14 protein-coding genes and 1 pseudogene are annotated in these 21768 nt (G+C 59.7%); 7 read left to right on the top strand and 8 right to left on the bottom strand.

The annotated features are described in order from the left end of the window. The first annotated feature begins 327 nt into the window (after positions 1-327). Positions 328-510 (top strand): hypothetical protein, encoded by a 183-nt coding sequence (locus tag LB551_RS17805; RefSeq protein ID WP_140552540.1) that lies wholly within the window; start codon positions 328-330, stop codon positions 508-510. A 680-nt stretch (positions 511-1190) separates the two neighbouring features. Here the strand turns inward: LB551_RS17805 and ligD are convergent. Further along, positions 1191-2968: pseudogene (gene ligD / locus LB551_RS17810) on the bottom strand (DNA ligase D). A 160-nt stretch (positions 2969-3128) separates the two neighbouring features. Here ligD and LB551_RS17815 point away from each other — a divergent pair. Together LB551_RS17815 and LB551_RS30105 are read left to right on the top strand one after the other, a co-directional pair. Beyond that, positions 3129-3350, top strand: coding sequence for a hypothetical protein (locus LB551_RS17815; RefSeq protein ID WP_224660022.1), 222 nt, complete (start codon positions 3129-3131; stop codon positions 3348-3350). Next, positions 3350-3700, top strand: coding sequence for a DUF982 domain-containing protein (locus LB551_RS30105; RefSeq protein ID WP_411970950.1), 351 nt, complete (start codon positions 3350-3352; stop codon positions 3698-3700). The genes LB551_RS17815 and LB551_RS30105 overlap by 1 nt, the downstream gene beginning before the upstream one ends. Before the next feature lie 138 nt (positions 3701-3838). On the opposite strand, the gene LB551_RS17825 is transcribed toward LB551_RS30105, so the two are convergent. From LB551_RS17825 to LB551_RS17850, 6 genes are all read right to left on the bottom strand, one after another. Further along, the gene (locus LB551_RS17825) at positions 3839-4321 is read right to left on the bottom strand and encodes a DUF2269 family protein (RefSeq protein WP_140552544.1); all 483 of its coding nucleotides are present in this window, start codon (positions 4319-4321) and stop codon (positions 3839-3841) included. After that, positions 4321-5607 (bottom strand): SDR family oxidoreductase, encoded by a 1287-nt coding sequence (locus LB551_RS17830; protein ID WP_224660023.1) that lies wholly within the window; start codon positions 5605-5607, stop codon positions 4321-4323. The genes LB551_RS17825 and LB551_RS17830 overlap by 1 nt, the downstream gene beginning before the upstream one ends. After that, positions 5604-7127 (bottom strand): FAD-dependent oxidoreductase, encoded by a 1524-nt coding sequence (locus tag LB551_RS17835; protein WP_224660024.1) that lies wholly within the window; start codon positions 7125-7127, stop codon positions 5604-5606. The genes LB551_RS17830 and LB551_RS17835 overlap by 4 nt, the downstream gene beginning before the upstream one ends. Beyond that, on the bottom strand, positions 7124-7615 hold the full coding sequence (locus tag LB551_RS17840) for a hypothetical protein (RefSeq protein ID WP_181172588.1): 492 nt from the start codon (positions 7613-7615) through the stop codon (positions 7124-7126). The genes LB551_RS17835 and LB551_RS17840 overlap by 4 nt, the downstream gene beginning before the upstream one ends. A 2439-nt stretch (positions 7616-10054) precedes the next feature. Further along, positions 10055-11158, bottom strand: a complete 1104-nt coding sequence (locus LB551_RS17845; protein WP_224660025.1) for a M20/M25/M40 family metallo-hydrolase — start codon at positions 11156-11158, stop codon at positions 10055-10057. Between the two features lie 272 nt (positions 11159-11430). Continuing rightward, on the bottom strand, positions 11431-12402 hold the full coding sequence (locus LB551_RS17850; RefSeq protein WP_224660026.1) for a manganese catalase family protein: 972 nt from the start codon (positions 12400-12402) through the stop codon (positions 11431-11433). A 315-nt stretch (positions 12403-12717) separates the two neighbouring features. Between LB551_RS17850 and cphA the strand changes: the two genes are divergently transcribed. From cphA to LB551_RS17870, 4 genes are all read left to right on the top strand, one after another. Next, positions 12718-15492, top strand: coding sequence for a cyanophycin synthetase (gene cphA, locus LB551_RS17855; RefSeq protein ID WP_224660027.1), 2775 nt, complete (start codon positions 12718-12720; stop codon positions 15490-15492). Then, entirely contained in the window at positions 15492-16361 is an 870-nt protein-coding gene (locus LB551_RS17860) for an isoaspartyl peptidase/L-asparaginase family protein (RefSeq protein WP_224660028.1), read from the top strand. Before cphA ends, LB551_RS17860 begins: the two co-directional genes overlap by 1 nt. Further along, on the top strand, positions 16351-17196 hold the full coding sequence (locus LB551_RS17865) for a cyanophycinase (RefSeq protein WP_224660029.1): 846 nt from the start codon (positions 16351-16353) through the stop codon (positions 17194-17196). Before LB551_RS17860 ends, LB551_RS17865 begins: the two co-directional genes overlap by 11 nt. 790 nt (positions 17197-17986) lie before the next feature. Beyond that, the gene (locus LB551_RS17870; protein ID WP_140552554.1) at positions 17987-19621 is read left to right on the top strand and encodes an FAD-dependent oxidoreductase; all 1635 of its coding nucleotides are present in this window, start codon (positions 17987-17989) and stop codon (positions 19619-19621) included. 868 nt (positions 19622-20489) lie between these two features. On the opposite strand, the gene LB551_RS17875 is transcribed toward LB551_RS17870, so the two are convergent. Continuing rightward, a complete protein-coding gene (locus LB551_RS17875) occupies positions 20490-21347 on the bottom strand; it encodes an alpha/beta fold hydrolase (RefSeq protein WP_224660030.1) in 858 nt (285 codons plus the stop codon). Positions 21348-21768 lie beyond the last annotated feature (421 nt).

The following is a 21768-nucleotide window of genomic DNA, read 5'->3' on the forward strand; positions in this document are numbered from 1 at the left end:
CAATGGGCGCCGGCGCTTGAGAGCGTCCATCGTACTCCCGCCCCCTCGATGGGAGCCGCGCTATGGACAACGATCAATCGGCCGACGTGATTTCGATTTTTGACTGCAATATCCTGCGCGACGCGTTTCGGTCATTGAAAAGCAGACCCCCGAGGATCAGTGGCAGGCATACGCCGCGCTTTTGATCCGCGACTATACCGGCAACTCCGATTTTGATCCGGCGTTGCTGGCCTGGATCGTGCGACCGTAACTTGATCGCCGTGCAAGGTGCCGGGGCGGACAGCCGCTCCGCGCTCTCTTTCGTTTTTGCCAAAAAGGACAACAAGCATGAGGTACATGAAAACCCCGGAGAATCCAGCCATACCGGTCAAGCCGATCGTCGAAGCCGCAAAAGTCCTGTCGAAGCGGCTGACGATCAGAAGCGACGAAGCAACAAAACGAAAGTTCGCCGACACCGACGGCACAGTGCGGCGGGCGCGTCAAATTGCGGAAAGCAACCGCCTGATTTGATGCCCCTACGTCCCCTTTGGGCAACCCCGGACATCATGCAGCCCAAGCCGATCGTCTGCTTTTAGGAAGTCGCAAAACTGATCTTCTACGGCCGACATTTAGGCGCATGCCAGACATTCGGCATCTGCTCCCCTCGCGTCGCTCGTCTCATGCCTTCCACGTCGTCGATCGGAGAACAGCCTGCATATGCTCTGCGAGGTCGAGTTCACCGCGCGCCTCGATTTCTAAAAAATATCGGGCCTTGGCCAGGCGATCCCCTGCCCCAACGGCGGCATAACTGCAGATGGCGACCAGCGCCCTCTCCTCCTCCCGGCTAGCTCGCCTGGGTCTTGGAAAGGATGCGCCGCCCGGCCGCCTGCGGAAGCTTCGATTTGGGCGCGGGCTTGTCGCGACCGGGCGCTTCCATTGGGGCGGTGAGGCCAATGTATCCGCCGTGCGGAGGATGGCGCCAGCCGACAAGCCTGCGCTCGGCCGCCATCCTACGCCGGCGCTGGCGACGCCAGTCTCTGACCACGCCATCCTTTCCCGCCCCGAGACCCGCAAGGGCCAGTCGGGCTGCCGCACATCGCACTAACCTACGGACGAAGAACCAAAAATCGACGATCTTGGGAGGTGCAGGCAAAGCCCGGCCCCTAGTTGCCTGGCCCATTCCGATCCCGCGTTTCTACCGACCCTGCGGCTCAGGCTGCCTTTCTGACAGCCGCCCTGAGAGGACGGTCGATATTGAATGCATCTGGGCGGATACGTCCCTCAACTTGGCTCCAGGTCACCGGACGGGCGATTGGGAAGCCGGGCCGCGCTCGTGGGGAGAAGGCCCCGACGGCGGTGTTGCCGCGTCCGTTGCGAAGGTAATCAATAAAGATGCGACCCCTTCGGGCCGATGGCGCGGAGGTCAGCAGATAACGGTCTGGATGAGCTTCAGCGAGCCGATTTGCGAACGACCGGGCAAGGAGCCGGGCGTTGTCGTGCGTGATCTTCGTCTCAAGCGGCGCCATCAAGTGAATGCCCTTGCCGCCGGTCACCTTCGGCCAGCTCTCCAGGCCTTCCGTCTCCAGGAGGTCCCGAAGCGCCAGGGTGGTCTCAATGACTTCGTCCCACTCGACGCCCTCGCCGGGGTCCAGGTCCAGCACGATGCGGTCGGCATGTTCGATGTCGTCAACAGTGGCATTCCACGGATGCAGCTCTACAGCGTCCATCTCGACCAGGCCCAGCAAGCCAGCAAGGTCGTCCACCCATACGCGCACACCTTCGCCTCCTTCGCGCTTCTGGACGCGCAACTGATGTACGGATGCGGGGACCTTCGGCAGCGTGCCCTTGTGGTAGAAGGTTGCGCCGAGTGCGTGGCGGACCAGCTTCAGAGGTCTGTGGCCGAGATGGACCAAGGCTTGATCCGCAACTCTCTCCCAATAGCGCGCAAGCTCGTCCTTAGAGGGCGAAACTGCATCGGGCAGTAGTTGCAGGATGTTCTCGCTGGGAACGCCATGTTCCCGGACTGGCCCACGCCGCTTCGATGGGGCTGGACGCTTGGCCGGGATCGGCACGAGGTCTTCTCGCAGACCTTTGAACACCGCCTCGCGCAGCACGCCGCGATCCGTCACGCCGCTGAATTGCACCTCGGCCAGCACCTCCGGTATGACCCAAGTCGCCTTGGGCTTCACAATGGGCTCTGACAGAGGCGACTTGCTGGTGATCAGCGGGTCAAGCCGCTCTCGAACCAATTGCGCGGCGCTCAAGGTGTAGCCGCTGCGGGCCTTCCCGGCATAGAGCAGTCGGTCGCCTCGCCGCGTCCGATGTAGAGCAATGCGATGCGGCGGGGGTGAGCGCCGAGTTTCTCGACAAATGCAACGATGGGAAAGGTGTCGCTCTTGACGCACTTTACCTTGAGCCAACTGGTCTGGACCCCCGAGCGATATGTCGCATCGGTGCGTTTGGAAACGATCCCCTCCAGTCCCATCCGGCAGGCATGCTCAAAGACATCCGTCCCGCTCACCTCCAGATGCTCGGCGTAGGTCAGTGTCGGGGCCGTGTCCTTCAGCAGCTTCTCAAGGGCTGCCTTTCGCTTCACCAGCGGCTGCTGCCGAAGATCGCGCCCGTTGAGGTGCAGCAGGTCGAAGGCATAGAAGATGAGCTTCGCCGAGTTTGGATTGCCCAGCTCCCGTTCCAAGGCTTGGTAATCCGGCAGGCCGGTGTCGCCAAGAACGACAGCCTCGCCATCGATGATCGCTGCCTTTACCGGCAAACCCGCCGCTGCTTGAACAATCCTGCGGTATCGATGTGACCAGTCGTACCCACGGCGCGTGAAGGCCCTGGCTTTCCCGCTCTCAATGATCAACTCGGTGCGGTAGCCATCGTACTTAATCTCGTGAAGCCATTCGCTGCCCTCGGGCGCGTTCTCGACCAGCGTGGGCGATTGGAACTCGACGAAAGAGAGCTGGCCATCCTTGATTCCTGAACTCATGGCACACTCCTAAGCCTCGACACAAACAGTGTGGCCACCGAATAGGTTCCGCAACAGAGCTGGCCGGAAGAATCTCCGTAATCAGCCGCGCCAAAGGCCTTGATATATGCCCGGCGTGACCCACGAGATGGCCGCTGGGTTTCTGCCTCGGGAGGAGGCGATGAGACTGCAAGCGGTCTACAAGCCTACGGCTGCCGAGAGGATCGATGCGGTTATCCATCCCATCCCGGTTGGCAGCATCGTGTCAGTCCGCGACACCATCGCCGCAGTTCGCAAAGACGACCCCTTCCTACAAGAGACCGACTGTGAATTGGTCGAGATCATCGTGGACGAAGCCAGGTTTCGCGGCCAGTTCGTCCTGTTCGACATCAGAGAGTCCTGATGAGCCTCCATTGGTTCAACCCTCCGGTCTCTGTAAGGACCGGCAAGCCGGGCTTCACGTATAGCTGCAACAACGTCGAGGGTGCAGCTCGGGAACTCATGGGGTGGAACAATCGTGGTCCCAAATGGGACCTTGCGGTGCGCGCCTGCATGTCCTGTTTGGCTGGCGATATGACACCTGAGGATGTCCGCAAGGCGTTCATTGCCGCTGCTGAGGAGGAGGGGCAAGCTGCTCGCCAGCGGTTGAGCCTCTGGCTCACTCCATGTCCGGCACGCCGCCCCCGACAAAGAGCGTCGTTGGCTCGCCGTATTCGCCAAGCGCCGGGTTGGCTTCACGCGACCACGCGGTGACACCGGCATGTTTCCCCGCCAAAGCCCTCGCGGGCGCCGCGGAGGCACAAGGTAATGCCTCGATCGTGATGGCTCGGTTTGGTTTTTCCTAGTGACGGGAACAGACGCCGCAGGGCGGCGTTTAGCGAGCCACGACGGCTAAAAGGCCAGCCACTCGATCGGCGGGCGCGCAATCATCAGCCAGAAGATGGCGAGCACAGCCGCAAAGGCTGGAAAGCCGAAGGCGAACCAGAGCCTGAACAACTGATTGTAACGCTCAGGCGGGGGTTGGTTGGACGCCGCGGCCATTATGGCGAGATTGCGCATCTTGATCTGCATCCATACCACAGGCAGCCAGAACAGGCCGGTGGCAATGTAGAGCAGGATCGAAAGAACGATCCATCCTTCAGCAAGCGAATAGCCCGCGTACTGGGCGAGAGCGATTCCGGTCACAGGTTGCGCAACAACGGCCGTAGCCGTGAACAGAAAGTCGGCGAGGACGACGATGCGGGCGACAGCCGCGATGGTGGCGGCATTTCCGGTTCGGTGTGCCAGAAGCATGAAGAAGGCGATGCCGGCGCCAGTTCCCAACAGCACAGCCGCACCGATGACATGCAGATATTTGAGCACGAAATAGATCATCAGCGTTCCTCCAGCACCGCCAGAGCGACAAAATGCAGCACCAGGATCGGCAGGATTTTGATCAGCGGGCCGAGCGGCTCGTTCCAGAGCTCCGGCCGCAGAATGCTCCCAGCGATCGCATAGAAAAGCGACAGCACGATTGCGCCGAAGAGACCAAGCCGGCCGGTCGGGCGCCAGGCGATCAGCGCACCGACGATCATGTCGGCCAGCGCGCCGGCGACGACGGCCGGCCCGGCCAGCGCGCCGACCGCGGTGTCGATGAGCAACTCAACTCCGCTGCGCCAGCCGGTGGTGAGGGAAATAACGCCGGTCATGATCCAGAAGAAGGGTAGCACAACGAAGATGGCAGGCTTGACAACGTAGAGACCAGCGAACCATCGTTCCTGCACCGTGGCAGGGTTAAGGCTGAGTGCGGTTGCAAGAGTTGACGGTTGAATGCCGGTCTCCGCTATCCATGGCTGGGGATCACCGACCGCGCCCCGCTCGATCTCCTTTGCGGCATTGCTGCGCATCGGCGGACGCCAGCCGAGCTGAGCCGCCGCATCCCCAACCCGGTATAGGATTGCTGCGGCCCAATTGGGCAGGATGAATTCCTGGGCGCTGTTCCATCCGAACCAGTGGCGGTAGCAGGCAACGACCTTGTTCATGGAAAGGGCTTCAGGCCCAGCCAGCTCCAGCGCGAGGCGCGATGGGCTGTCGGGCCTAAGAAAGAAGAGAACGGTGGAGATCACGTCGTCGAGCTGTACGACCTGAAGACGACCGGTGTCGGGCATCACAGGCAACAGTGGCAAAGCAGCGAGGCCACGAAAAAGCGCGCTTGCGCCGAACGCCGGCCTCCCCAGCACAACCGAGGGGCGCAGGATCACCCAGTTGAGATCGCGCGCCATCAATGCCTCATCGCCAGCAAGCTTGCTGGCGGAGAAAGCGGACGGCTGCTGGCGATCGACGCCGATAGCCGAGAAGTGGATGACCTTTTTCACATTTGCCTGTTCACACGCGGCAAAGAGTGCCGCGGCGCCGCCTGTATGGACGTGCTGGGTATTCTCGCGAACGCTGTCCTGCAGAACGCCGGCGCAGTTCACAACGGCATCGGCACCGGCAAGATGAGGGATCCAGTCCTGCGCCCGCAGCGCATTTGCCATGTCGAGCAAGATGGGAGTAGGCCCGGTGAACGGGGCAACACTGGGGCGATGGAGCACACGAACGACGTCATGTCCCCCGGCCGCCAGCCGCGCGCAAAGCGCGGCCCCGATCAGACCCGACGCGCCGGTGACGAGAACTCTCATTTCGCGTGCCCGGCATCCGGCGACACTCGCGGCTCGAGCGGTCTCGTCGCGGGGCCGGAAAGAACCTCACCAGCTTCATCGAAACGGGATCCATGGCATGAGCAGTCCCACGTCCGGTCGACCGGATTCCATCCAACAACGCAGCCGAGATGGGTGCAAATCGCGGAGCGGGCGGTTACCGTACCGTCCTGCGCCTTCGTGATAGCCAGTTGCTCTCCGTCGTGCTCGGTCACACCCCCTTCTCCTGGGGGGATCTTGCTGATATCCATAGTTCTTGAACCCAGGAGCCGTTCGGCCACCAAATGTGTAGCCGTCTTGACGTTCTCGGATATGAACGTCGGGCCGCCTGCGAGCGGCTTGATACGAGTCGCGTCGAAGATCTCCGCCGCAGGATGGGATTTGCCGAGAAGCTGCGACGCGAGGATTTCTCCTGCAACGGCACCTTGTGTGATGCCCCATGCGTCGAAACCGGTAGCAACAAGAAGGTCTGGTTTGGAAGAACTCGCCAAGCCGACAAAGGCCATTCCGTCCATTGATCGGAAATCTTCGTTTATCCAAAGGTGCGACGGTTGCCTCATAGCGAAGTTGGTCTCAAGGAAGGCCAGCATGTCGGCGACGGCGCAATCCGCAGCCTCGCGGTCTCCGGTTTTGAATTCGCCACCTGCGGCCACCAGAAAGCGCTTGCCGTCACGGTTCGTCGTGCGAAAGGAATGAGACGGCCTTCCGGCACTGATGAACATGCCGTCCACTCTTGCTTGTTCCGGCACTGGCGCTGCCGCGACTGGATGCGCGAATGGGAAGGCCTTGCCGAAGAAGAGTCCGTCTCCGATTATAGGCATCTGCGTGGCGACGACGACCTTACCGGCGGTCACGATGCCGCCAGCCAGAGTCAACTGATAAGGCCCCTCGCCTGCTATCTCAAGAACGCGGCTGTTTTCGAAAACGGAGATGGTGCTCTCGCTCACCAGACGGGCCAGCCCGCAAAGATAAAGATACGGATCGAACTGGTACTGGCCGGAAAAGCGGAGCGCCGCGGTCGCCGTAACGGGCAGCTCCGGATCGGACAGGAATTCGGCGGGCAATTCGAGCGATGCGGCGGCGTCGGCCTCACGGCGTAACGTGTCGGCCTGTTGTTCGTCTTCAGCATGGATGAAGGCAGGTTTGGCTTCCAGCTTGGCCTTATCCACCATAAGTGAGCACAGCGCAGCGATCTCATCCTTCGCCTTTTCATTCGCGTCCGCGTAAAGCTTCGCGCCTTCGCGGCCGAAATTGCGAATGAGGGAAGCGAATTTGAGCCCATGCTGGGATGTGACCTTGGCGGTGGAGCGGCCGGTGGCCTGCTGGCCGATCTGACGTGCCTCGAGGAGCGCGACCCTCAGACCCGAGCCCCGCAGCAGACAGGCAGCCTGCAGTCCCACGATACCCGCGCCGACGATCGCGACTTCGAAGTTGTGATCGCCCTGCAAGGCACCAAATGAAATCTCCGGCTCTCGATCTAGCCAAAACGGGATCGACTTCATCGGTCAGACCCTCTCTCTCGCCTTTCCAAGACTGACTGTTTGGCGTCCACAGGCCTGCCGAACGCCTCCGATTCCGCGGCCTCCAGGTCGCTGAGCGATTTCGCGAGCACGATACCCCACACCATGTGCACGGCGATCATCAGCAGATTCCTCTCTGCAGGATGGCGCCATGCGGGGGCAAGAATTCGCGCTGCAGGAATCCAACCCAGATAACTGGCCGCCCACACACCGAGGCCGTAGAGTGTGCCGCTGCCGCGACGGCGTGGCAAAAGGGCGAACGCTGCACCGCTCATCGCGCCGAAGCCGAAGTGGGCCAACAGAGTATTCGTTCGCGCCTGCCTTTCATCGCCCCCGATGTTCAGGCGCTCAACAATTTCACGGGGCGGCAATGGGTAGCGACTCGTGTCGTTCAGCACCCCATGAAACCGCCTCATGGCGCTGGTCATCGCCATCGTCGCCGCAAGGCCGGCCAGAGCTCCCAACATCATATGTCGCACAGCATTCTCCTGACGCGATCGTGCCCAACGGGGTTGCGGGTTGATTGTTCCTTGAGGTGCATCTCGATCGCATTGCAAGGTTGCTGCACGTCATCGAGGCGACGAGCAGGGTCTCAAGGCTGATGGTCAACGAAATGATCGTCAACACGTTTCCGAGCCGGACTGACAACCAAATCCACGCTCTTGTCGACGCCCAAGGCAGGCCGCTCAGGCCAGGCGAGCGACATCGCCTCCGCAGCGGACTTGTCTTATCCCCAGGCTCAATGCTGCTCGCCGACAGGGCTACGATGCCGACGCATTGCTAGGGCCAATATCCCTCGCCCCAACTGTAGCCCAGATCAGAACTCCAGCTACGCCGTCGCTCGCTACGAAAGCCCGCTTGAGACCGTGAAGGCGCTCATGGCCTACAACTGCGAGCTTGAGACCCAATCCTCGCTCTCGCCCACAGATACCCTGGCTTCGTGGCGATCAGCTACGATCCCACGCCGCCTGTGCTGGCATGACTTAGGCGGCTCTCGATGCACGACTTTATCGCTTTCATTGGCGATAACGCCGAGCTGGTCATCGCCCACCCGACAGCCTTCGCCACATTTGCCGTGCTGTTCGGAGGCGGTGGATTTGCAGTTGGGCGCTAGTTCTTGGCAGAGCGCATCGCCAATCTGGAAAGCCGAATTGCCAGACGAGATGACGAAATCGTTGAGCTGAGAGCGTTACCTAAATAGCCCCGTATTCGGCTGTAGTGGCTATCCCGGATGCGTTTGGAGGCGCCGCTCGAACTTTCTGCAGAGTCGAGTACACGACTATCATAGTTAATTGTGGCTGCCGGTGACCTTGCGTAGTCAAAAGCTCACGGTAGCTTTTCCAGGGAGGACGGTATGTTATATCCAGGCCGGTTTTTGGAGCCGAGCGATATTATGGTGCTTGCCCACGTTTGTAGGACGGTCTGCAAAGAGCGCGGTATACGTGTCGCTTCGCAGGACGGAGAGCGCATAGCTGCACACGTACTCAGACTGTTTATGAACGGCTTGACTGGAGAGAATGAACTGCTCGATGCTGAGCGGAATTGGGCTCGACAGAGTGACCTGTCGTCCCAGGAGCTTCCCGTCAACGACGCAGAAATGAGAGATGCCGCCTGATCAAGTTTGATTGTTGCGCCGAAGACCACCTCACCTGCGATATGCCGGGTGATCGAGAACAAAACTTACCTTTGATTTTTTGCCGTGAAGAGTGCGATCTCGACGGCTGTTTTGGCTGGCCGGGCGCCACAGATCAACAGGACGGATTTGGCCATGAAAGGAAGCCGACCGGGTATTTCGCTGTTGGATTTCGACATACTCTCCCGGACCCTTACGTCAGCCATAAGGGACAGCCCGGTGTGCGATCGGAAAGTCCAGGCGCACGAGCTTGTGGCGCGTAGACACCGGCAAAAAGTGAGCCGACGAGAATTTGGTCGCAGCCTTGCTTCATGCCAGTGGCGCCCAGTTCGACTTGGAAGGATCCTATGCCAGTGGCCCGGCAAGTTGACTGAATACCTGCGCAGTTCGGCGTGCTCTCTCACCGAGTTCGAGGGTCCAGATTCATAGATGGGATGTTACGGCTGGGAATGATCTTGCGATCCGGACTCAGGCAGTTTTGCACTGAGGACAGTTACCGATGTTTCCTTCAACCGGACTCGTCGGAATGTATGCAAGCGCCGGGTACGTCATTTGTAAGGAAATTTTGTGCACTGCGCGCCGAAGAGCCAAGCAAAGCAGATCGACCCCAAGCGCCGCCGAAAACTCTTCACCGCGGCAATCTGAAGATTCCCCCTTGCAGCAATCTCTCAGTCACTCGCAGCCAGCGGAACGGCGAATGATGCCCAACGTTATATCATAAATACCGGCCCCGGCTTAACCTGTGATAAGTGTGGCACTGCTCCGCTGACGGATCTCGCCAATTCCAGGGCTTCGGTGGTCGACCAGTGCAGCGATGCACTTGAAGGGTGGCCTGGCTTGGCTCTCGGAACCAACAGGAGATCGCCATCGGTGCACGTCGCCTTCGTCTGCAGAGCGGAGTCTGAGGAGGTTCGCTCCGCAACTCCAGAGCTTCGACCTTCGATCGTCTGGAGCCTCTCCCGGCCCTGAACCTTTCAGCCTGGCACACGGGCATTAGGGGGGCAGAAGTGGGCTTTTTCGGGAAATACTCATCGGGTCTGCTAGACAGGAAGCCTACCCGAAGTACAGTGGCGACCGGCGCCAAGGACCGGGCTGCCGCGGCCAAAGTCGAAATGCTGGTTACCATGACCGCAAACGTATCAGGCGCGAGTTGATCACGACGCACGGAAACAGCCGCAACACGCCGATCTACAGAGTTTTTATGGGCGCCTGTTTCGAACGGGGCTGGATTGCTCGGGCGTCGAATCTATGAGAATCGTTAACTTCGGTTCTTGGGTCAGACTGCCAGCCGCTTGGTGCCTTGTTCCGCTGTCGCTAGTGGCGTGAAATCAGTGTCAGGCCGGATTCGGCGACAAAACTCGCAGACCAATTCGATGGTGGCTTGAATGTCATCGAGACACAGCACTTCCGACGGCGTGTGCATATAGCGAAGTGGCACGGAGATGACCCCTGTCGCGACACCGCCTCGGCTTTCCTGCACGACACGAGCATCAGTGGGACTCTTCCCACCCGTGGCCTGCTGCTGAAACGGAATCTGCCTATCTCTAGCGGCTGACGTCAAGATCCCGAGAACAACAGGATTCGTATTGGCACCTTGGGAAATTCCCGGGCCTTTGCCTAGATCGAGCCTGCCTTGCTCCTCCGGTCTGGCACGGGGATAATCCATGGCGACACCCATATCCACCGCGAGCGCTGTTTGCGGAGCGATGTTGAACGCCGCGGTCTGGGCGCCGCGCGACCCGATCTCCTCCTGCACTGTACCGAGGACGTAGATTCCCACGTCTGGGTGGAGGCCGCCATTTTGTGCCAGGGAACGCACCACCTCGGCTCCGATCAGCAAGCCAACCTTGTTATCGAAGGCTCGGCCGACAACATAGTTGCCGCGAAGGACCGCCAAGGCGGACTCTATGGTTACAGGGTTGCCAACCTGAACAACCGTTTCAGCTTCCTCGCGCGAGGTCGCTCCGATGTCGATCCACAAATCCTTCAAGGAAGGTGTTTGAGTGCTATCAGACAACTGGAAGGTTTGAATCGCCTTCCGTCCGACAACTCCGAGCACGTGTTCTTTTCCATGCACCCGAACCCGCTGCCCTATCTCGGTGGCCACGTCGGTCCCGCCGATAGTGCTGAAGAATAAAAAGCCGTTCTCGTCGATATGGTGGACTATGAAGCCCACCTCGTCCATGTGACCAGCGTACATAATTCGCATAGAAGCGCCGGGATTAATCACGGAAATGACATTGCCCATCACATCGGTGGTCACCTTGTCTGCGAATGGCTCGACGTATTCGCGGTACAGCTTCGCGACGGGTTGCTCGAACCCGCTAGGAGATGGAGTGGCGACGATCATCTTCAAGAAATTGAATGCCTCGTGCCGCATCGGGGGTATCCTGCAACATTTCTAGTTTATGAATTACAAGCAATGTTCCTGCCGGTCTGTAGGCTGCAACGGCGCTCTCGGGAGAGGACTTTACGCACATTCGGCCGCTACGGCGATGAAAGCTGCCATGCGGCCCGGATTCAATCCGACGCATCCACTCAAGGCGAGCTGTCCGCAGAAACTGGTCGAGCTCTCCCATGCATTTTGCCAACCAGAGTATTTGCCAGCTCATCGCAGCAGTGGCTCTGCGGCAAGTGCCATTACCCATTGGGCTAAGATCGCTTGCTGCGCTTCTTGGCCGCGGATTCTGCCATGGCGGGTGCTTCTTGGATTTTAGCCGCACCACCCATATCGCCATTCTTGGTGCGTCCGGCGCCGGGGCCCGCGCCAAGATCTGCGCCGGTCATAGGATCGGCTGCCGGGTCCGAGAGTGTCCGCTCGGCCATTTTGACCACAACTTTCATGTCCTTGGCCCTGAGCTCGACGGTCGCAGTTCCATCTCCGCCATCAGCTGGCATGACCTCTTCGAGATTGTCGATACGGTCCCATTCGTCCCCAGAGTTCCACGGGCCGTCAGCGTCGCCCTCCCCTTGCGAGGTGTTCACATACATGCTGGCATATTTCTCGACCCCAGGGAGCTTGCCCGACGGGAAGTTGTTCTCGATGGCGTAAAGCGCTTTTTCGAACGACTTCTGGTGGGCGACTTCGCGTGTCATGAGGAAGCCGAGCGCGTCCTTGATACCTGGATCGTCGGTAACGTTGATTAGCCGCTCGTAGACAATCTTGGCGCGCGCTTCGGCCGCTATATTCGATCGCAAATCGACGGTCGGCTCGCCGCGCGAATCTACGTAGGAGGCGGTCCAAGGAACCCCGGCCGAGTCGCACAGTGCCGGCGCGCCGCCAAACAGGATCGACTCCTTGACCGATGTTCCGCTGCTCCCGATCATCAGATAAAGATCAGCTTCTTTCATCTGGCCTTCGGCAAGTTGCGCCTTAAGACCTTTATTGAGCATGGCGATGATCGAGCCGACCACTTCGAGGTGGCTGAGTTCTTCGGTGGCGATGTCCAGCAGCATGTCTTTACGGCCAAGGTCGTCTTCGCCCAGCCCCTGAGTGAAATAGCGCATGGCTGCTGCAAGCTCGCCATCGGCGCCACCGAACTGCTCCATGATCATACACGCCAGGCGAGGGTTCGGTTCAGAGACACGTACCGTATATTGCAGTCGCTTGTTGTGCATGAACATCAATGAATCCTCCGAGATTTATCTGCCTGAACATTCTGGTTGGAGGAATGTTCCTCCTCGCTTTGATTTTGGCGTTTTCGAAACGGCATCGCTCAAAAACGCTGCTTCGGGTGTGTCTAGCCGTTCCCGCCGTGGCTGGCCCGCAAGAGCCTGCTGGCTCTCACTGAACTTTGATGCCGATTCCCTGGGAACTCCCAAGATAAACAAATGTTATTTCGAACTTTTGTTTCGATCTTCTGCAAAAATAAATTCATCCAATAAGCCGGAACTTACCGATCCTACGCTGGTTGCGGGGTTGGTTGATTGGAGACATCGATGTTAGCTAACGAACTGTCGCAGGACGCTATGCAGCGCACGATACGCGTGCTTGACGTCCGTGTATTCCGCGGGCCGCACCTCTACAGCTTGACTCCGATGGTGCAAATTCAGATTGATCTAGGAGCGCTGGAAGGCTTCCCGACAGACAAACTGCCTGGATTTACCGAAAATCTTGGTCGCCTGTTACCTGGGCTCGCAGCTCATGGGTGCAGCTATGGCGCCGCCGGGGGCTTCCTACGACGCATGGAAGAAGGCACGTGGCTCGGCCACGTTGTGGAGCACGTTGCTCTGGAGCTACAGACCGTCGTTGGTCATCAGGTAACGCGTGGCAAGACGCGGTCGGTCAAAGGCAGCCCGGGCACCTACAACGTGATGTTCGCATATCAGGACGAGGCCGTCGCGCTGCTGGCCGGCCGCATTGCCCTTGAGCTGGTGGACAGTCTGTTGCCCGCTAACCTGCAGGGTGCCGAGTATCTGCGCGAAGTTGCCGAAGCGGAGGGACCCTTTGAACTCGCCGCCAGACTGCAACTGCTGAGGGTCCTTGCCGATGAGCGTGCCCTCGGGCCAACCACCGCCTCCCTTGTAAGAGAGGCCGAGAGACGAGGCATCCCCGCAATCCGGATCGATGAGAGCAGCCTCGTGCTCCTTGGCCAGGGCAGGCACCAGAAGCGGATCCGCGCGAGTTGCAGCGATTTCACTTCCGAGATCGCCACCGAGATTGCCTCCGACAAAGATCTCACCAAGTTGCTGTTGCGCCAGGCCGGGCTGCCAGTGCCAAAGGGGGAGCTGGTCCGGTCAGAGCCTGAAGCTGTCGCTGGTGCGGTCCGGCTCGGCTACCCCGTGGTTACCAAACCGCTGGACGGCAATCATGGACGGGGCGTCAATATTGCGCTCGCGACCGAGGAAGAGGTTCGCTGGGGTTTCGAACAGGCGCGCGAACATAGTCGCACCGTGATCATTGAACAGCACTTTGTCGGCTCGGACCACAGGATCCTGGTTGTCGAAGGAAGAGTGGTTGCGGTCGCCGAAAGGATTCCGGCGCATGTCATCGGTAACGGACGGGACTCTATTTCTGAGCTTGTGGAAGAGACGAACCGTGATCCCAGGAGAGGAGAAGGCCACGCCTCGGTGCTCACCCGGATTGAAATTGATGAATGCGTCGAGCACTTTCTCTCGAAATCGCAGCTTGCGCTGTCGAGCGTTCCTGCTCGGGGCGAAAGGGTCTTCTTGCGGCCTACTGCCAATCTTTCCACCGGCGGAACGGCGATAGACCGGACAGACGAGATCCATCCGGAAAACGCATTGATCGCAAGGCGAGCGGCGCAGATCATCGGACTTGATATCGCTGGCGTTGATTTTGTCTGCAGCGACATCTCGCGACGGGTGAGCGAAACCGGCGGCGGAATTATCGAAGTCAATGCCGGCCCCGGCTTTCGCATGCATCTGGAACCATCCCAGGGACGTGCTCGCAATGTTGCGCGGCCGGTGCTTGATCTTCTGTTTCCTGGCGGTAAGAACGGGCGAATTCCAATTTTCGCGATAACAGGAACCAACGGTAAGTCGACTACCGCTCGCATGCTCGCGCATGTCCTGCAGGCGAATGGCTCGAATGTGGGGCTTACGTCGACCACTGGCATCTATCTGAACGGCGAACGGATCATGACGGGGGACTGCTCGGGTCCGAAGAGCGCCAGGATCGTGCTGCGCGAGCCGGGCATTGACATTGCGGTGCTGGAGTGTGCCCGCGGCGGGATCCTCCGCGAAGGGCTGGCTTTCGATGAGTGCGATGTCGGCGCGGTTCTCAACGTCCATGGTGATCATCTTGGCCTCAAAGGCATCGATACGATCGAAGATTTGGCGCAGGTGAAGTCCGTTGTCGTGGAGTCGGTGCGCCGGGGCGGGTGGAGCATCCTCAACGCGGATGATGTCCATACGTCAGCAATGTCGCGCGAAGCAGGGGGCAGCGTTTGCTATTTTTCGCTGGCGGACAGGACTGAGTGGCCCGATACGTTGAGGGACCACGTGGCTGAAGGCGGACGTGCGTTGACGCGCGAGCGCAGCGGGGATGGGTGGGACATCTTCATTCATGAAGATGGTCAATCCCTCTTCCTTATGTGCGTCGATGAAATCCCTGCAACATTCGAAGGCGCGGCTGAGTTCAACGTCGCCAACAGCTTGGCGGCCATTGCGATGGCGTACTGCCATGGCGTCCCACTAACCACGATCCGCGGTGCACTGGCTGAGTTCACCACGTCGTTCCAGCATTCCCCTGGCCGCCTCAACGTCTTTGACGGGAATGGTTTTCGCACCATAGTCGACTACGCCCACAATCCTGAGGGGCTGACAGCGCTCGGAAAGCTGGTCTCTCATATGCGGCGCGGCCATCAGCGCACGATTGGGCTGGTCGCCATACCCGGTGACCGCCGGGATTGCGACATTCGCAATATGGGAGCTGTGGCATCGAAGGTATTTGACGTCATCGTCTTCAAGGAAGACGAGAACGAATTGCGCGGCCGAGCCCCAGGCTCGATAGCTGGGCTGCTGCGGGAAGGTGCCTTGCAGGCCGGCTGCGCTCCCGCCCGAATGCACGTCTCGTATCCCGAGAGGGAGGCTGTTCGCTTTTGCCTTGAGCTTGCCCGGGAGCGTGATCTGGTTGTGCTGACCGTCGATGACGTCGAAGCTGTCTGGCGACAAGTTACAGGTTTCGAACCCGCGGCGGTTATCAGGAGAGGTCGTGACAAGCACGATGTGCACCATCTGAGGGCCAGCTGATGTGGTCGCTCATCGTGCACGGCGGCGCCAAGGAAATAAACCCCGAAGAGGAAGAGGCAAATCGGAGGGGATGCATCAACGCCCTGGAGGCAGGCCGCACAATCCTGGCAAGTGGCGGAACGGCGGTCGATGCGGTCGAAGCAGCGGTCCGCGTCCTGGAATCGGATCCGACGTTCAACGCAGGTTACGGTAGCGCTTTGAACGGAGACGGCGAGATCGAGATGTGCGCCTCACTGATGGAGGGGAAGAATGTCAACGTCGGTGCTGTTACTGTCATCAACGGCGTGCGGCATCCTATCAGTCTCGCGAAGGCTATGCTGTTTGAAGAGCCGATCCTTCTGGCGTCGGATGGCGCCAGGCGCTTTGCCGAGCGAAAACAGATGGAGCTTTGCGATCCGGCGGATCTGGTAAGCCCAGAGCAGCGCGAACTATCGCGAACTGACAAGCACGATACGGTCGGCTGCATAGCCTTCGATCAGCACGGTAACTTGGCAGTCGGCACGTCGACCGGTGGACTGGACGGCAGTCATCCGGGCCGCGTCGGCGACTCTCCCCTGCCCGGCTGCGGCTACTATGCCGACAATCATTTGGGAGCAGTGGCGTTCTCCGGGGATGGCGAGCATATCGCGCGAAAAACCCTCGCGGCGCGGGTTATGCATGCACTTGCCGACGGACCTGAGCAAGCTCTCAAGGCTTCAATCAAGGAGCTCGAAACAATCGGTGGCGAAGCGGGCGGCATAGTGCTTACTGCCGCCGGACTATCTGGCTGGGCTCACAACAGCCGCGAGTTCGCAGTTGCGTTCATGACCAGTGACGACAAGCATGCTCATGTCTTCCTGCGCAAGGAGGACAAAGAAATTGAGCACTAACAAGAAGAGGTCCCTGTCAAAAGCGAAAACCGGAACCCTGGTAATAATCGGTGGCCATGAGGACCACGACGGCGATCGCGTCATCCTGAAGGAGGTCGCGAATCTTATCCCGGACGGGCGCCTAGTCCTTGCGACCATCGCGTCGCATGAGCCGGAAGGCTATTTGGAAAAATATCAGCGCTCCTTTGGGGAACTCGGGATCGACGATGTTATCGAACTTTACGTCAACGACCGCATTGAGGCAGCGCACGACGAGAAAATAAAGGCGCTGGAGAACGTGAGCGCCGTTTTTTTTTCAGGTGGCGACCAACTCCGGATTACCAGTCAGATCGGTGACACGCCCATCGATGATCGGGTGCATGAAATTTTCGAAGGCGGGGGCATTATCGCCGGCACCTCCGCAGGTGCATCCATGATGAGCGACACGATGATGGTGAAAGGACCAAACGCGGCGTCCTTTCGCATAGGCCATATCCGAATGGCTCCCGGGTTGGGCCTCCTGCCGAACGTAATTATCGATCAGCATTTTGCAGAACGGGGCCGGATTGGCAGGCTCATTGGAGCGGTGTCGCTGAATCCGCGGGTCCTCGGCATAGGCATCGATGAAGATACGGCAATCGTCGTGCAGGGCGATACATTCAAGGTCATCGGCAGCGGCGCTGTCTACCTGGTTGACGCGACGGGCGTTACTCACTCGAACATTGCTGAAGGTCAACCTGATGCTGCTCTTTCAATCTATGACCTCAAGATTCACGTGCTGAGTTCGGGCGATGCGTTCGACCTCAAGACACGCCGTCCAAGGGAGAGCCCGGAACAGCGGGACGAAAACCGGTGAAGTCCGACGCCGAGCTCCTTACCTAATGAGCTTCCCCCAAGAGGGAGTCCGACGCAGATCGATACCCCCACAAACAAAATTGCGCTGTGCGAGCGTTGCTGAACGCCACTCCACAATTGCAGCCGACAAGGCGCACCGCGGGAACATTGTGCTTCGCCGTCATCGAGGCTCCACCACGTACCCGCCAGCCCAGAGGAGCCGGCGCTTGCAGTACTCCCGAGCCGTCTGCCGTTCGAACCGAAGTAGCGGCCGCGGCGACACTGGCTGTGAACGAAACGGCTGTTGCGGCATTAACAGAGGCCATCGTCATGTGCCCGGAAACATTCCAGCAGGTGCTTCTGCCGCAACTAATAGGCTCATTGCGCGGATAGTTTCGGGTCCAGGCGGCCGAACAGCGTCAAGGCTGTCATCCTCCGCACCGGCGGCGGGCTATTCGCCGGCAGCGTCTTCGTCCACGGCGACGCTTCAGCGGGAGCACCAGCGTGTCCGCCGGCGAACCATGGGCGGGATATCTCGCGGGAGACCGGAGTACCACATCTGAACGCGTTCACCATAACCATGCCCTGTGACGTGACATGCCGCAACAAGAACTCTTCCGGTTCGGGACCCTTGAAGTCGTCAAGAACCTCGGCATCAAAGCCGCCTCTTTTGGGCCGGCGCTTCAAGTGCGATCAAGTGGGTGGTTGCCAACTGCTCCTCGCGCGCTAACTGCTTCGCCCAAGCCGGGCGCGAAGGGTGGGAGCGTGCCTTCGGCGATCAAACAAATTCCTTGCTCGCGACGGAGTGAAGGTTGATCGCTCAATTCACCACAGCGGGCGACGGACTTGCCTACGATATCTGCATTGTCGGAGGTGGCACTGTCGGCCTGGCCATTGCCGCGGCTCTGGAAAATGCAAAGCTACGCGTCTGCGTTCTGGAAGCGGGCGGCAGGTGGCAGACCAAGAGGTCTCAGGAGCTCTACCACGGCATTGTCGCGGATCCCCTCGTCCACGCGTCGCTCCAGAATTTCCGGATACGAGCGCTGGGAGGATCGAGCCGAGCATGGGGTGGCCGCTGCGTGCCGTTCGATAGCATCGACTTCCAGAAGCGCGAATGGGTGTGCAATTCGGGCTGGCCGATCACCTATGAAACACTGCTGCCCTATTACCGTCGGTCGCACGAGGTGATCGAGGCTGGGTCCTACGACTACGATCCAACAAGCGCGTTGCCTGGTTCTCCCGCTGAACTCGTAGAGGGCGTCGACGACAATTTGTTCAGGACCCGCCTGGAGCGGTTTAGTCCACCTACCAACGTGTGGAAGCGGTTTTCCGGGTTGCTGCGGTCTTCGCGCCATGTCCACATCTGGTTAAACGCTGCGGCGACGGGAATTCGCCTGGCGCCAAATGGGCGATGTGTTCACCACATCGACAGTGTTGACCTGAAGGGCACTAAGCGTGAGGTCACGGCTTGCCACTACATAGTAGCCGCCGGCGGCTTTGAGACCACACGATTGCTACTTGCCTCGAATGATGTGATGCCGGCTGGTATCGGCAACGCCCGAGATCAGCTTGGTCGTTTCTATATGGCCCATCTGGGAGCCAGAGTCGGAGCACTAAAGTTGCCGAACGCCCAGCAGGCGGTTGCTTTTGGCTACGAGCGGGACGCGGCCGGCATCTACTGCCGAAGGCGGCTAGCGCTCACGGAGCAAGCTCAGCGAGAGCATGGCTTGCTCAACCAGATCTTCCGCACCCATCTGCCAAATCCAGCCGATCCCAGTCACAACGACCCGATCCTCTCGGCGATGTATCTCGTCAAAAGGACATTACTCCCGAAACACCTCAGAGGTCGGCAGCAACATTCAGTGACGCTGGACCAAAAGGTCGCGCACGTTCAGAACGTTCTATCGTCGCCATTGCGCCTCGGGCGTTTCGGTGTGGGCTGGATGGCGAACAGAACTTTCGCACGGCGAAAGCTGCCCTCCATCGTGTGCGAGCCGTGCGCCAATGTGGTCAATCTTGAGTTTCATTCGGAACAGGAGCCGAACCCCGCAAGCAGGCTGACGTTGGTGACCGAACGCGACCGATTGGGAATGCCGAAGCTGCGCGTCGATTGGAAAATCACGAACAACGATCTCCAGAGCATCGCGCGCGCGTATCGGCTGCTCGGCTGGGAGTTAGAGAAGATCGGAGCTACCGTTTCAGGATTCGAACCTGACCACGTGATCGAAACGGCAAGCAAATCAGGCGCCATGGATGGTCATCATCTCGGTACCACGCGGATGTCTGCGAGCCCGGCGGACGGGGTTGTTGACGCTGAATGCCGAGTTCATGGACTGATGAACCTGCACATCGCAGGTGGCTCGGTTCTGGCCACCTCCAGCCAGGCGAATCCCACCTTGACGATCTTGGCTCTTGGGCTCCGTCTCGCCGACAGGCTTCGCCGGTGATCATCACACCGGCAGCTGCTGAGTGACTGTCGCCAAATGCCCGCCTGAAGTCGGGTACCGGGCGGAATCTGGGGTCCGGGGCCAGAACCCTTTGCCCGATTTGGCTCGCCAATTCTATGGAACCAGGTCCCATTCGGGAGTCGGCTTCCCGTGTCGGGGGCCAAGTGAGCACTTATCGCGGCGGGGTCTCTTAGTTCCATGCGATGTGGGCAAGCTCGCAAGCGGATCCAAGTGCAGTCGGACCTTGCAGAGGGCGGAGAGGAGGTATCTCAGCTGGAGGACGCCCGCATTCTCGATATCTCGCGCAGTAGATTCTTTCGGAATTTCAGAAAATGACAGAGCCAACCCCGGCCTCGACTTACCCCTGCAAGGTGGATTCTCGGCCGGAGGCCGTTCGAGGCAACTATTTGCCTGACCGTGCGGCCGTTTCAATCAAGTGCCAGCCTTTCGCAGATTCGCCAGGAATCTGGCAGGGGCATCGTTGCAGCTGATAGATGACTGCTCGGCCCATGCTCAGCGAGCACCCAAGCCGCGTTTCGGCAATCAAGGTCTCGTAACCATCAATGGGCGCCGAAACAAGGTGTCCATCTTTGCCCATGGCTATTGCAACAGTACCGTTCACGTCATTTCCGATCGCCGCAGTTCTTTAAAATCGCCGCTCGCCATCGATACGGACTCGAACAGCACCGAGCCAGCGGTCTTTCTGCCGCGTCTTCCACCCGATCAGAAAACGGGCGATTCAAACTGCCCAGTTTTGACAGCGATTTTCAAAACAGGACGAACCTGACCAGCGACCCGCCTGATGGCCGGGTGTGCTGGAGTGGACGCTTGGCCTTTTCCACAGCCCTTCGCGCCAGTTCGGTGATCGTCAGCGTGCAGCTGGCGAGAGCGCATCGCCAGGGTTTCCACCTTTTGGTAGACGAGACATACAGGTGACCTTGTCGATCATTCGGAGCACCGCATGGGGGGCACTGTGGTGAGCCATGTGCCCGGCATTTGGGACTATTTCAATCAGTGATCCTGAGATCTCGGAATGCAAGCGTTCCGCGTTCCGCCGAGCGTCGAACAGCCTGTCCCGTGCTCCAGCGACTATACCGGTCGGCACGCCGATGTCTCGATAGCTAGGTTTCGTCAGCAGCGCCGCGCCGAGCATCAGGGCTGTCTCCACGCAGGCGGAGCGCAACTGAGATGGGCGGCTGGCAACCTCCCTTGTGCTAACCGAAAAAGCATCGGAAACCGGCCCGGGACGGAATATCGTTCGCATCGCCGATGGCCAGCCGAATCTTACTCCGAGCGGCAGCAAGGTGTGACAGAATGCCGTGCCGATCAGCGGTACGGCCGGTAGTGCTGCAAGAGCGAGATCCAGCCTCGGTGGCGGATAATAGTAACCGGAGACGAGGACCAGGCCGGCTGCCGAGGGAGCATGCCTGCGGGCCATCTCCAGCGCGATCCAAGCGCCCCAGGAATGTCCGAGCACGAGGTATCTGTGAATGCCGAGGCTGGCGGCGGCCTCATGGAAGAGATCGGCTTGCTCACGCGCCGACCAGCGCTTTCCAGCCGGTCGCGAGCTTTCCCCGAAGCCGGGTCGGTCGAAAGCGAGGACCCGGTGCTTGGCACTCGCCAGGTCGAGCATGCCGCTGATCGCAAAATCCTCCGCCACTGAGCCATTGCCATGCAACAGGATCAAGGGAAGCCCGCTGCCTTTCTCGATGACGCGCAGATCCACCCCATCGATCCTAACAGTGCGTCCAAAAGATCCGGGGGCCCGAGCCTTCCTGGCGCGCGCGTGATTGTATGCCGCCAGCGACAGGCCGGTAGCCGCAAATACCGCGGCGAGCTTTATCAGGTTTGATAGCATGCTCAGCTCCCGCGCTGGGACGGCATGGTGGCCCCACGGTTCGGTTGTGCGGCGCCGGCTGCACAGACCAGATAAACAGCGCCGCTGCCGATCACCCTCAACGTCTCGCCCTTCACCACGATGGCCGTATCCTCATTGAGGCCGATGCACAGAAAGCATGGGTTCTACGACACTGCCCCAATGACCCGGCCGATGCGGCTGTTTTGCCTCGGCAGTAGCCCTCGTCAACTCTCGTCGTGCTGGTGATCAGCTTCCGATAGCGGAGGTTCTCGGTTCGAGGTTCACGGCG

Source organism: Mesorhizobium sp. BR1-1-2, from assembly GCF_020165435.1.
Classification (GTDB): Bacteria; Pseudomonadota; Alphaproteobacteria; order Rhizobiales; family Rhizobiaceae; genus Mesorhizobium.